12 protein-coding genes are annotated in these 13,351 nt (G+C 43.9%); 10 read left to right on the forward strand and 2 right to left on the reverse strand.

What is annotated here, in order from left to right; all coding sequences use genetic code 11:
• Nucleotides 1-6: 6 nt before the first annotated feature.
• Nucleotides 7-432, forward strand: coding sequence for a hypothetical protein (locus FSB76_RS05005; protein WP_147052484.1), 426 nt, complete (start codon nt 7-9; stop codon nt 430-432).
• A gap of 297 nt (nt 433-729) precedes the next feature.
• On the opposite strand, the gene FSB76_RS05010 is transcribed toward FSB76_RS05005, so the two are convergent.
• Nucleotides 730-1,020, reverse strand: coding sequence for a YciI family protein (locus FSB76_RS05010; protein WP_147052485.1), 291 nt, complete (start codon nt 1,018-1,020; stop codon nt 730-732).
• Between the two features lie 200 nt (nt 1,021-1,220).
• Here FSB76_RS05010 and FSB76_RS05015 point away from each other — a divergent pair, with 200 nt between their 5' ends.
• The 7 genes from FSB76_RS05015 to FSB76_RS05045 all read left to right on the forward strand — a co-directional run bounded on the left by FSB76_RS05015 (nt 1,221) and on the right by FSB76_RS05045 (nt 6,863).
• Nucleotides 1,221-2,387 carry a galactokinase gene (locus FSB76_RS05015; protein ID WP_147052486.1) on the forward strand — a complete coding sequence of 389 codons (1,167 nt, stop codon included), beginning with the start codon at nt 1,221-1,223 and terminating at the stop codon, nt 2,385-2,387.
• A gap of 103 nt (nt 2,388-2,490) precedes the next feature.
• Nucleotides 2,491-3,024, forward strand: coding sequence for an RNA methyltransferase (locus FSB76_RS05020; protein ID WP_147060890.1), 534 nt, complete (start codon nt 2,491-2,493; stop codon nt 3,022-3,024).
• 74 nt (nt 3,025-3,098) lie between these two features.
• Complete coding sequence (locus FSB76_RS05025) at nt 3,099-3,758, forward strand: YdeI/OmpD-associated family protein (RefSeq protein WP_147052487.1); 660 nt, start codon at nt 3,099-3,101, stop codon at nt 3,756-3,758.
• A 320-nt stretch (nt 3,759-4,078) separates the two neighbouring features.
• Nucleotides 4,079-4,402: an ArsR/SmtB family transcription factor gene (locus FSB76_RS05030; RefSeq protein WP_147052488.1), complete on the forward strand. Its 324-nt coding sequence runs from the start codon at nt 4,079-4,081 to the stop codon at nt 4,400-4,402.
• A 17-nt stretch (nt 4,403-4,419) separates the two neighbouring features.
• A complete protein-coding gene (locus FSB76_RS05035; protein ID WP_147052489.1) occupies nt 4,420-4,842 on the forward strand; it encodes an SRPBCC family protein in 423 nt (140 codons plus the stop codon).
• A 663-nt stretch (nt 4,843-5,505) separates the two neighbouring features.
• The gene (locus FSB76_RS05040; protein WP_147052490.1) at nt 5,506-6,078 is read left to right on the forward strand and encodes a Crp/Fnr family transcriptional regulator; all 573 of its coding nucleotides are present in this window, start codon (nt 5,506-5,508) and stop codon (nt 6,076-6,078) included.
• 341 nt (nt 6,079-6,419) lie between these two features.
• On the forward strand, nt 6,420-6,863 hold the full coding sequence (locus tag FSB76_RS05045; RefSeq protein ID WP_147052491.1) for a carboxymuconolactone decarboxylase family protein: 444 nt from the start codon (nt 6,420-6,422) through the stop codon (nt 6,861-6,863).
• Nucleotides 6,864-7,009: 146 nt separating this feature from the next.
• Here the strand turns inward: FSB76_RS05045 and FSB76_RS05050 are convergent, their stop codons facing one another.
• The gene (locus FSB76_RS05050) at nt 7,010-9,583 is read right to left on the reverse strand and encodes a phosphoenolpyruvate carboxylase (protein ID WP_147052492.1); all 2,574 of its coding nucleotides are present in this window, start codon (nt 9,581-9,583) and stop codon (nt 7,010-7,012) included.
• A 283-nt stretch (nt 9,584-9,866) separates the two neighbouring features.
• Here FSB76_RS05050 and FSB76_RS05055 point away from each other — a divergent pair, with 283 nt between their 5' ends.
• Nucleotides 9,867-12,008, forward strand: coding sequence for an FUSC family membrane protein (locus FSB76_RS05055; protein WP_147052493.1), 2,142 nt, complete (start codon nt 9,867-9,869; stop codon nt 12,006-12,008).
• A 305-nt stretch (nt 12,009-12,313) separates the two neighbouring features.
• Complete coding sequence (locus FSB76_RS05060; RefSeq protein WP_147052494.1) at nt 12,314-13,264, forward strand: aldo/keto reductase; 951 nt, start codon at nt 12,314-12,316, stop codon at nt 13,262-13,264.
• Nucleotides 13,265-13,351 lie beyond the last annotated feature (87 nt).

Genomic DNA, 13,351 nt, shown 5'->3' on the forward strand with positions numbered 1-13,351 from the left:
CTGCACATGAAAACTAAAGAAGAAATACTAAACAGCTTTTACACCACCGGCGCCGACGGCGTGCCCGAAATATCAGCTCCGGATTTACTGAAAGCAATGGAAGCTTATAAACAACAAAGTCTTGCAGATGCATTCAATGCGGCCCGCAAGCTTAAGGATGAATTTGCCCCCATACCCGATTACCAGTTTAAAAACCTGGAAGATTATATTAAAAGCACCGAAATTAAAGTTGTTAAAAACGATAAGGACGAACTAAGCGAGCAGATAGCTTTAGTTGCCGATAGCGTACTCCCCAATTTTTTACCCGACGACCCCACCGTAACCGAGTTTGCTTTCGATTTTAACATGATGGGCATTGGCTATACCGCATTTTACACCAAAGATGCCGACGGCTACTGGCAAATGAACCGCTGGCGAGTGGGAAGGGAATAACATTAGTCATTAGTCATTAGTCATTAGTCATTAGTCATTAGTCATTAGTCATTAGTCATTAGTCATTAGTCATTAGTCATTAGTCATTAGTCATTAGTCATTAGTCATTAGTCATTAGTCATTAGTCATTAGTGGGAATTGACCTCACCTTTCATTGTTTTAATTAGTTCAGACTATTTTTACAAATTATGCAGATACCAATGACTAATGACAGCGAAGCGAAATGACCAATGACTGCGCAGCAAAATGACAAGCGAAGCGACAATGACTAATGACAAGCGAAGCGACAATGACTAATTAAATAACCGCAACTTTAATAGGTTTCACATCTACAGATTCCCAAACGTTTTGGGTTACGTAGGACTCGGCCTTTTTCCAGGCATCCAACTGCTCTTCCGATTCAAATTGCAGCATCATTACCGAGCCTATCATATTGCCCTCGTCGTTCAGGAAGGCTGCGGCGGCAATAAAATTGCCATTTGCTTTAAGCTCCTTTACCCCATCAAGGTGATGCGGGCGTACATTCATTCGGCGTTCAAGGGCGCCTTCGTCGGTATAATCATAACCGGTAACCAGGTATTGTTTCATAAGTTTTAAATTTTGGTAAAACCCAACCTTATCAGTTGGTTTTTATTTCTGCCGGATGTAAAGCTATAAAATTAAAAATCCATACAAAACCTCAATATTTCTCGTAAAAATTTGATGTTTTTTGAAATTAATTTAAATTTATAAATGTAAACTTGACAATTTTTACAATATTTGTTTCCCAATTGTAATATAACCTAATAATGAAGAATAATCTGCACCAGGAATTTATCAACATTTTTAATAAAGAAGCCGACAACGCCTATTTCTCACCAGGACGCGTAAATCTTATCGGCGAACATATCGATTATAACGGGGGCCTGGTTATGCCTTGTGCCATCACTTTTGGCACCTACCTGTTAACATCACCCAACGAGGATGGTGTTTTCCGTTTCAGAAGCTTAAATTTCAGCGAGCAACAAGATACGCCCCTACAGGCATCGTACGAAAAAGTGGGCGAAACCTGGTTTAATTTCCCCATAGGTGTAATCAATAGCTTTATACAGGAAGGCCATAATTTACAAGGACTTGACATGCTTTTTTACGGCGATATCCCCATCGGTTCGGGCCTGTCATCGTCGGCCTCTATCGAGGTGGTAACTTCTTTTGCGTTAAATGATATTTTTAATAGTGGTTACAGCAAACTTGATTTGGTTAAACTATCCAAATCAGTCGAGAATAACTTTATTGGTGTAAACTGCGGTATTATGGACCAGTTTGCAGTTGCCTTCGGCGAAAAAAACAAAGCCCTGATGCTTAATTGCGATACGCTTGATTACGAAGCAGTTGATAGTAACCTGGGCGAATATGTGCTGGCCATTATCAATACCAACAAGCCCCGCAAGCTTGCCGAATCAAAATATAACGAACGTGTAGAAGAATGCCAGGCTGCTTTAATAGCATTGCAACAGGAATTGGACATCAATTACTTATGCGATATTGATAGCCAAACATTCAGCAAATACCAGCACCTGATTACCAACCCAACGGTACTTAAACGTGCTAAACACGTAATTGAAGAAAACGACCGGGTAAAACTTGCAGCGAAAGCTTTGGCCGGCAACAACCTGGATGAATTTGGCCGCCTGATGTATGCCTCGCACGATTCGCTGCGCGACTTATACGAGGTAAGCGGTGTTGAACTGGATACCGTTGCCGAATACAGTAAAACAAACCCCAACGTAGCCGGCGCCCGCATGACAGGGGCAGGTTTTGGCGGCTGTGCCATAGCTTTGGTAAAAGGCGATGCTTTTGAAGACTATAGCAAAGGCGTTACCGAATATTATACCCGCAAAATAGGTTATGCACCATCGGTATATAGCTCATTAATAGGTAACGGCGTAGGCTTACTAAACGAAGTGGCTATTTAGGCTATTTATCGATACTTTTGCGCTCCAATGGTTCATTAGTTCATTAACCCGTCATAAAAGACCAATGAACTAATGAACCAATGAACTAATGAACCATATGGAGATTCGTAAATTAAAATTAGATGAGCTGAACCGGGCTTCGGTTGATGAATTTAAAGAACAAGCCAAGCTGCCGGTTGCAGTAGTGTTGGATAATGTGCGCAGCATGCACAATATTGGGTCCATCTTTCGTACTTCAGATGGTTTTGCGGTTGAGCAGGTTTGCCTCTGCGGCATCACGGCTCAGCCCCCGCACCGCGAAATTGAAAAAACTGCCCTGGGTGCCACCCTTTCCGTAAACTGGACTTATTACGAAACCCCGCTACAGGCGGTTGAACAACTACGCAATGAGGGTTACGTGATTATTGCCGTTGAGCAAGCCGAAAACAGCACCATGCTCAATGAATTCGTTCCCGATCCCGCTCAAAAGTACGCCCTCATATTTGGCAACGAAGTAAACGGCGTAAGCGACGAGGTTATGCAAACCATAGATGCCTGTATCGAAATTCCCCAGTTTGGCACCAAACATTCCTTCAACATTGTAGTATCAGCCGGTATTGTGCTGTGGGACTTTTTTGCCAAGTTAGCTATTGGTTGATTTTGTTCACGGTTTTCTTTTAAGTTTGTAACAATAGCTCTTTATCTTGATACTAACTACTTGATACTGAAACAATGAATCCTATAACCAAAAAGCTTCAAATAAAACCCAATTCCCGTTGGTTATTACATAATTCACCGGCTAATTTCCTGGATATCCTAATGCCGCTGCCCAACGATGCCGAAATTATTTTTAATATCGCCGGAAATTTTAATGGCATACTTTTATTTGTAACCAACAGCCAGCAACTGGCATCCGAGCTTAAAGTAATTGCCCCTGTGCTAAATGACGACGCTGTTTTCTGGATTATTTATCCCAAAAAAACATCTAAAATCCCCACTGATCTGGAGATGATGAGCAGCTGGCACGAACCATCCGTTTATGGCTTGCGCCCGGTAGCATCTGCCGCTATAAATGAAACCTGGACTGCCTTGCGTTTTCGCCCGCAGGATAAGGTAAAGGTATCCGAAGGACGCAATGATGGCATCCGCAACAATGAGCATAGCGCCTATATCGATGTTGATAATAAGATAATTACCCTGCCCGACTATATAAAAAGTGCAATTGAGCAACATCCACCGGCAATGGCATGGTATCAGCAACTATCTTACAGCAACAAAAAAGAATATGTATTGTGGATACTAACTGCCAAACAGGAAAAAACGCGAGACGAACGCCTGGCCAAAATGGTAGATATGCTCTTGAACAAAAAGAAAAACCCATCCGACAAATAAGCTGCTAAGGGACCAGTTTGGGATAGCCAACATCTATCCCCCTCAACCAAAACATCTTTCGGAAAATAAATGCAAAACCCTCCCGGCAGTTAATCTATCGGGCACCTTTGGGGCACCATAGTGATCAAAACTCGATTTTAACATCGAAATTCAATTGGCCGGTATATTTCCCCGGTATTTTCAAATGGCTATTGCTGGTTTTTAATGCCGTTGTGCTACCCGGAAAACCGATACGGCATTTTTTTTTACAAATCATTGCGTAACCATTTGGTTTCATATATATTTGTAACCAAATGGTTTCATATAGCCATTTTTCACCTATGCACCGAGACGTTTTTAAAGCTATTGCCGATCCTACACGCCGCGAAATCATCAACCTGATTGCCCACCAAAGCATGAACCTGAACGCTGTGGCCGATAATTTTGATATGAGCCGCCCGGCAGTATCCAAACACATCAAAATATTGACCCAATGTGGACTGCTGGTGATTAAACAACATGGCCGCGAACGCTATTGCAGGGCCGACCTGAAGCAATTGAAAGAAGTTACCGACTGGGCCGAACAGTACCGTCGGTTTTGGACAAACAAACTGGACGCCCTTGATACATTTTTAACCAACGAACAAAACACACCATCGATATAAACAAAAATTAAAAAGCTATGAACACAGAACCTTTTGTAATTGAGCGCATTTACAAAGCCCCCATCAGCAAAGTTTGGGCGGCTATTACCGATGTTGATAAAATGGCGGAATGGTATTTTAAGTTGGCCGATTTTAAACCCGTAGTGGGCTTTGAGTTTGAATTTACAGGTGGCGACGGCACCAAGGAGTTTTTACACAAATGTAAAGTTACCGATGTGGTTGACGGCAGTAAAATTACCCACAGCTGGACATACGATGGCTATGAGGGGTATTCGGAGGTAACCTGGGAGTTATTCCCCGAAGGTGACGGAACGCGGCTTAAACTTACGCATGCGGGCCTGGAAACTTTCCCGGAATTGCCATCATTCAAACGCGAAAACTTTGTGGCCGGCTGGACACATATTACTGGCATATCGTTAAAAGAATACCTGGAGAAATAATTTTCAAACCGACAGGCATTCGGATAGCGGTATGAGAGGACACAGGCCAAGGGGAGCAAAAAACAACCTATTGCTATTTCCGATGCCTGTGTCCCCACAGGCATCTTCCCTGTATATATTCGGAGCAGTCCACCCACAAACTAACAAACAATCGGATAGCTGTCGGTGAGGACACAGACAGCGGGGAGCAAGGTACTGCCTCACTTCGCTGTCATCTTGAGGAACAAAGGATCTGTCAGCTGTGCATGGCCGACAGAAAAGTTCGAAAGTAGATCCTTCGTGCCTAACCATCACAAGTTTCATTTTCTGTCATCCTGAGCGATGGCGAAGGATCTATTGTACGCCATGCATACCCGCCAATAAAGTTCGCGAATAGATGCTTCGTTCCTACCCATGACATGTTGTCCCCCCCCCTTTGTCATTCAGAACAGAGTGAAGAACTATTTCTTGAACGAAGTGAAAAATCTGTTAACCGACATGCATCGCCGACAGAAAAGTTCGCGAATAGATCCTTCACTACGTTCAGGATGACAGTTCTCTTATTGTATTTCATTCCCCCTTCAGAATTTCACGAAATTTTACAGCCTACGGGATTTTACAACGCGACACGCCCAACAGGAATACCTTTTTTGCACAACCCACTCAATACCTGTATTATTGTATGTGCAATCTACCCTTACAAACCATATTAAAAAATTTGTTCAGCTTACCGCGGATGAGGAACAGCTGATTAATACTGCGGTAACTGTAAAAGCGGTCAAGAAAAAAACATTCCTGCTGGAACCAGAGCGTGTTTGCAAGGAACTTTTTTTTGTAGGTAAGGGCTGCCTGCGCCTGTATTTCATCAACAAAAAGCTGAATGAACAAACTACCTTGTTTGCTATTGAAAATTGGTGGATGACCGATTTTGACAGCTTGGAAAGCGGCCGCCCATCCTACTATTATATCCAGGCGGTTGAAGACACGGAAATTATCAGCATCAGCAAAAACAAACAGGAAGAGCTATTTGAGGCAGTGCCCAAGCTGGAACGTTATTTCAGGATAGTACAACAACGGGCGTTTAGTGCAACCCAAACCCGTATCAAATACATTTACGGCATGAGCGACGAGGAACGCTACCGTCACTTCAGCAGCCTGTTCCCGGCATTTATGCAGCGTGTGCCTCAATACATGCTGGCATCGTACCTGGGCTTTACCCCGCAGTTTATGAGTAAAATAAGGGCGAAGAAAGTTTAGCAGAACATGTACCGGACCTACGGCTAATGCCACGAATTTAAGCTTAATCCCCTAGCGGGCTACGTGTACCCAAACCTTTTTAATTATAAAATGTCATTTCGAACGAGCCTGCGATGGAATTGAGCCAGCGGGGTGAGGAGAAATCTTCTACACCCTGCATCCCGACGGCTTTTTGAATTGCAGGGGGTAGAAGATTTCTCCTCGTACCTCGTTCGAAATGACACAGGTGTTGTTATGTATACATGTCAAACAAAAACCGCTACCCTTTATTTTCTTAATCTTGATTCATTTTTTGAAGCCTGTTTTGTTGCCACCTTTGGGGTATTAAAACAATACACAAAATGAAAACAAGAGTAAGTATCGGTAAAACCGACCCGGAAGCCTACAAAATATTATTAAACCTTGATCAATACGTTGCCAAAGGCATAGTAAGCAAAACCCACCGCGAGCTGATCAAGATCCGCGCATCACAAATAAACGGCTGTGCCTTTTGTATAGACATGCACACCAAAGACGCCCGCAAAGCCGGCGAAACCGAGCAACGCATTTACGCCCTGAACGCCTGGCGCGAAACACCGTTTTTTACCGAAGAAGAGCGGGCCATCCTTGCCTTAACTGAAGAAGTAACCCTGATACAACACCATGTATCTGATGCTACCTATGAAGCTGTTGCAAAGGTTTTGGATGAAGCTTATATAGCACAGGTAATCCTGGCTATCATCGCCATAAACGCGTGGAACAGGTTTGCAATATCTACAGGGATGGAGCCGAGCAGCCCCCTCTAAATCTCCCCCGGTAGGGGAGACTTAAAAAACAAAAGGCGAGATTTTATTAAGAAGTCCCGCCTTTTGTTTTGCGTTATAAAAAAGCCGCCTGATATTCAAAAGTCTCCCCTACCGGGGGAGATTTTGAGGGGGCCGGTGCCGGGCTTCTATGCCAAATTCCTCCCCGCATTCACTATACCGTAAACCGTCCTGATCACCAGTTTGCGGTAAATTTCAATCAGTTCTTCATCCTCGGTATTGTTTAAACATTGTAAGGCGTAATGCTGCATAATAACCAGCGGCAATACAATTTTTTCGCGGATGGCGATTGATTTACGTTCAACCGGGTATTCCTCCATCAGTACTACGCTGCCGGTTAGCTCCAGTAACATGGAACGGGTAAGCACAAACTCTTCCTTTAGCATTTTCCAGAACCCGCCAAACTTCTCGTCTTTTTCCAGGTAAGCGGTAACCCTGAAATCAGATTTCGACATCGACATCATACAGTTGTCCAACATGGTTTTAAAGAAACCCGATGTTTGGTATAGTTCCTGCACTTCCTGCCAGTTGCCGTCGTCCTTCATCTTTTTTAATGATGTACCTACACCGTAAAAGCCAGGGATACTTTGTTTAAGCTGGCTCCAGGAGGTTACAAAGCTAATGGCACGCAGGTCTTCCAGTTTCATTGGACCGCCGCCGCCACGCTTGGTTGGCCTGCTGCTGATATTTATTTTTGATAGTAATTTAAGCGGACTAAACTTTTCAAGGTATTCTAAAAACAATGGATGCGCGCGCAGGGCCATAAAAAGCGAGTAGCTTTCATCGGCCATTTGCGATATCAGGGTTTTGTGCCTGTTATCCAACAAATCTTTACGATTAGGATGCAGGGCAGAGATAATTCCCGCATTAAGTAACTGCTCCATATTAAACCTGGCCGTTTCAACCGAGCCATATTGCGAGCTTACTGTTTGACCTTGTATGGTGAGCTGTATGTGCTCATTGGCAATATCATTACCCATGGAGGCATAAAAACGGTGTGTTTTGCCACCACCGCGTGCCGGTGGGCCGCCCCTTCCGTCAAAAAACGCCAGGCTAATGCCGTACTTGCGGGCAATGGCTGTCATTTCGACCTTTGCTTTATAAATACTCCAGTTGGCCATCAGGTAGCCGCCGTCTTTAGTTCCGTCGGAGAAGCCGAGCATGATGGTTTGCCTTTGGCCGCGTAACTTTAAATGTTCGGCGTAATATGGGTGGGTATACAATTGCTCCATAATCTCGCCGGCATTAGCCAGGTCGTTCACGGTTTCAAACAGTGGCATAAAATCAACCTTCAACTCGTCCTTCTTCCATCCGCTCCATAAAAACAGGTCAATCAGTTGTAAAATATCTGATGCGCGCTGGCAGTTGCTTATAATAAAACGCTGGCATGCTTTTTCGCCGTTACTACGCTGAATTTGTTTTATCAGCCTGATGGTATCCAGCGTATCGCAGGTCATGGCATCGGCATCTTCGGCACGATGATAATCAAGCTCATTAAACGGAAGCGCTTCAAGCTTTTCTTTTTCCTCAAAATCATGATAACCCGCAACAACACCGGTTTCGGTTTGCGAGGTTACATAGTCAAACACGTTGCGCAGTACGCGGCTGTCCTGTCTGATGTCAAGGGTAGCAAAATAACAACCAAACAGGCGGATCTTTTGAATCAGGTTTTCTACAACATCTTTAAACAGGCCATCATGGTCGGTTATCAGGGTGTGTTTAATGGTTTGCAGCAAATCCAATAGTTCGCCCTGCAAATCTTTGGGGTCTGCATGGTTTTCGTTAGCGTTCCTGTAAATCAGTTTTTCCAGCTTGGCCATTGGTTTTTCTACCCCGCGGAAAGTGATGCGGCGCTTAAGCACCCTGTAATCGCGGTAGTAGCACCTGAACAGGCGCTGCCTTAAATACCGGGCTACCTCTTTGGTGCTTTCGGTGGTAACGTTGGGGTTGCCATCCCTGTCGCCGCCTGGCCAAAAGCCCATTTCAAGCAATTGATTTGTAGTGTCGATATCAAACTCCTCTTCCAGTTTGGATTGGATGCCCGATACAGCATAATAAAATATATTTTCCAAAAACCAGGTAAGGCTGATGGCCTCATCAACCGGTGTTGGCGATGTTTTGTTAAAAAAGGGGGTTTTGCCCAGCTGCTGCAACAACACATCAATGGTAGGTATATCGTTAACTTTTACGGCCTCAATCAAATCGGTCATAATACCCAACACCGTGCCCGGATAAAACTGGGTTGGGTGGGCGGTAAGTACCAGCCGCAACGAAAAATCTTTCAGTTTCTCGCTGATGTTTTTGCGGGTATCATCGCTTATAGCGGCTTGCTGCAACAAGCTTTGCAGGGTACCAGTATCGTCAAACTTACCTATTTTATTAAATGACGAATCTTCAATGGCATCAAACAAAACCACCTGCCGTTCGATATATTGTATAAAACGGAACATGCGGTTAATTTGCTCGCGATGATCAATATCCGGTACGTACTTTTTGAAAAAGCTTTCAATAATATCTGTAGGCGATGCGTTCATTGCGGCGCCCTTTTCGCAATGCGAGCTAAAAAAGGGCAGTAAAATTCCGGTATCCTTTACCTGGTAAAACGGCAGGGTTTGGAATAAACTGTTATACAACTCAAAACGGGTTACAACTTCGCTGTTAAAAGTTGTTTCCCTTTGACTGAGTTTTAAATTTAACGACATAGCACAAATAAATTGAGGGTTAAAATTGATGGGTAAAGGGCGGGCCACAATACCGGGGGTGAATTTAATTCATTTTTGGCAAAAAATAGATAATTACTAACAAAAAACTGGTATTAATGCCATATTTACTAAAACCCGGGCAAAATATTTAATTATTGTAAATTTGCAGTGCATTTTGAGTACAAAAAAAGCGTAAATGAAAACATAACATCTGTTTCAACAAAAAATCAATCATAAAAGTATTCATCGTAGCTTTATTGCCGGTAAAAACGGACAAAAAATAATGAAATTTAACACCCGCGAAATCAACAGCTTTTTTTACAGTCAGTACTTTTCTGATGGCTTACGCATTTCGGCGGGCATTCTGTTGCCATCGCTTTTGTTACTGGAGTTTGGCAAATTTGATCTTGGGCTTACCTTATCATTAGGGGCCCTTTGCATTTGTGTTATTGATAACCCCGGCCCGGCAACCCACAAGCGCAACGCCATGGCTATTGGCAATTTGTGCTTATTCATAGTTGCAGTTACTACCGGTTTTGCACGTCTTAATATTTATACCCTGGGTATCGAGATTACTTTATTCTCGTTCCTGTTCAGCATGTTTACGGTTTATGGCAACCGGGCCGCATCGGTAGGTACCTGCAGTTTGCTCATTATGATATTTATGATGGATAAGGCCCTGCCCCCATCGGCAGTGTTACTGTACAGCCTGCAGATACTGGCCGGTGGTGTATGGTATATGTTGTTCAGCCTAATTTTTTTTGGCATCCGCCCCTACCGGGCTGCGCAGCAAACCCTCGGCGAAAACGTGGCCGATATTGCCAAATTTTTGCGCATCAAAGCCGAGTTTTATAATCCTGAAAGCGATATCGACGATAATTACCGTAAACTGGTATCGCAACAGATACAGGTAAGCCAGCACCAGGATGCCGTGCGCGAAATGTTGTTTAAAAGCAGGCTGGTGGTAAGGGAATCAACCCCGTCAAGCCGCATCCTGGTTTTAACCTTTGTTGACCTGGTAGATATGTTTGAGCAAATAATGGCCACGCATTATGACTACTACCAGATGCGCGAAAGGTTTAAGGATACCGGGGTACTAAATGAGATAGCCCGCATTATTCACCACATGGCCGATGAACTGGATGATGTGGCCTACATTGTACTATCAAACACCCGCCATCGCCATGTAATGGATTTTAATGTAGAGCTGGAAAAGCTAAAACTAAAAATAGACGCCATAGGAAAAGACCAGCAGGAAACCAGCACCCTGGTGCTAAAAAAGGTGCTCATTAACCTCCGTAACCTTACCGAAAGCATTAACAACATATACAACTACTACAACTCAAAAACCTTACTAAAATCAACCGAAATAAAAGGCGAAGTAGAGTACTCCCAATTTGTAACCCACCAGGATTACGCGCCGCATATTTTCTTCGATAACTTTACGCTGGCATCCGGCGCTTTTAAACACGCGCTGCGGGTATCGTTGGTTTGCCTGGTTGGCTTCATAACAGCCAAAACCATAGCACAGGGCCATCATAGTTATTGGGTATTGCTAACCATTATTGTGATATTAAAACCCGGGTTCAGCCTATCAAAACAGCGCAACTATCAAAGGCTTATAGGTACCATTGGCGGTGGCGCAATGGGCATATTGATATTGAACTTTATACCCGATAGCACCGTTCAGTTTGTTTTACTTACCATATTTATGGTGGGGGCTTATAGTTTTCAGCGGCTAAACTATGTGGTAAGCGTTATTTTCATGACACCCTACGTGCTCATTCTGTTTAAGTTTTTGGGAGTAGGCCTGTTGAACGTTGCGCAGGAGCGCATATTGGATACAGTAATAGGCTCGTCCATAGCCTTTATTGCCAGCTATCTTATTTTCCCAACATGGGAGTTTGAGATAATTGAAGAAACCCTGCGCGATGTTGTAACAGCCAACATTAAGTACCTGATTACCATTGCCGAAAGTTTATCGGGCAAAACTATAGGTACTACAGCCTACAAGCTGGCCCGTAAAGATATCTACGTAAAATCGGCCAACTTATCGGCCGCTTTTGAGCGTATGACGTCCGAGCCCAAAAGCAAGCAGCGTAACGTTAAGGAGGTGCACAAATTTGTGGTACTTAACCATATTTTATCATCATATATAGCCGTTATACAAGCCGGCCTGGTAAAAAACGCTCAGCGGCCACACCCCGAAGCACTGCGCTTGCTCAAGAAAAACATATCGGTACTTAACGAAAGCAACAAAAAGCTGCATGGCCAAAGTATTGAATATACGGTTGGCAAAACCCTATTGCCCGAAGTTGAAAAACCCGAACTTACCGCCGACGAAAACCTGTTGAAAGAACAGCTGGGTTTCATCAACAAAATAAGCTATGACATTGCGAAGGTGACGGATAGCATTTTGAAGTAAGTGGTGAGTAGTGAATGGTGAGTTGAGCGATTTTTCCGCTACTTGATAATGAGCAAAAAATCTTGATTCCTGATACTAACTTCTTGCTTACTCATCCGGGCGTTGCCTGCGGACGGGCTAATTTAACATAATGCCCACTCACAACTCACAACTCACAACTCACAACTCACAACTCACAACTCACAACTCACAACTCACAACTCACAACTCACAACTCACAACTCACAACTATTTCATTTCCCTGACAAACAATTATACCACGCCGGTACTTTTATCAGCATATTAGTTTTTTAACAATTTATGCTATGGAACAACGCGAATTAGGCTCATCGGGCATTAAAACAGCTCCTTTGATTTTTGGGGGCAATGTGTTTGGATGGACAGTTAAAGGCACCGGCACGGCATTATTGCTGGATGCTTTTTTAGATGCAGGTTTTAACGCCGTTGATACGGCCGACGTTTACTCTGCCTGGGTACCCGGCAACCAGGGGGGCGAATCGGAAACCGAGATTGGCAACTGGCTTAAACAAAGCGGAAAACGCGACAAGGTAATTATAGCCACAAAGGTTGGGGCCGAGCTTTCGGCCGATAAAAGAGGGCTTAAAAAGGATTATATCATAAAAGCGGCCGAGGCTTCATTAACCCGGTTGCAAACCGATTATATTGACCTTTACCAATCGCACTTTGATGATGCAAACACACCGGTTGAAGAATCGTTAAGCGCGTTTGATCAATTGGTAAAAGAGGGCAAGGTAAGGGCCATCGGCGCATCCAATTTTTCGGTAGAAAGGCTGCATGAGTCGCTCAAAGTGAGCCGCGAAAAAGGACTAACCGCCTACCAAAGCCTGCAGCCCGAATACAACCTGTTTGACAGGGAAAAATATGAAACCACGTTTGAACCATTCATCAAAGAACAAAACATAGGCGTTATCAGCTATTTTTCGTTAGCGAGTGGTTTTTTAAGCGGCAAATATCGCTCTGAGGCCGATCTGGAAGGCAGTAAGCGCGCGGGCATGGTTAAAAAGTATCTTACCGAGCGTGGCCTGCGTATCCTGAGTGCTTTAGATGAAGTGTCGGCGCAATATAACAGCAAACCAGCCGCTGTTGCATTAGCCTGGCTAATAGCAAGGCCCACAGTAACGGCCCCCATAGTAAGCGCCACCAACATTCCCCAATTAAAAGAGCTTGCCGAAGCAGCAACGTTACAACTAAGCAACGAAGCTATTGAATTATTGACAACGGCAAGCGCCTATTAATTTTTGCTAAACAAGAGATTATTTTACACACAGATTGCCGGCAACAACCGTAAACCAACAGCTTGCGGATCCCTGCCGGCAATCTTT

Source organism: Mucilaginibacter ginsenosidivorax (assembly GCF_007971525.1).
Classification (GTDB): domain Bacteria; phylum Bacteroidota; class Bacteroidia; order Sphingobacteriales; family Sphingobacteriaceae; genus Mucilaginibacter; species Mucilaginibacter ginsenosidivorax.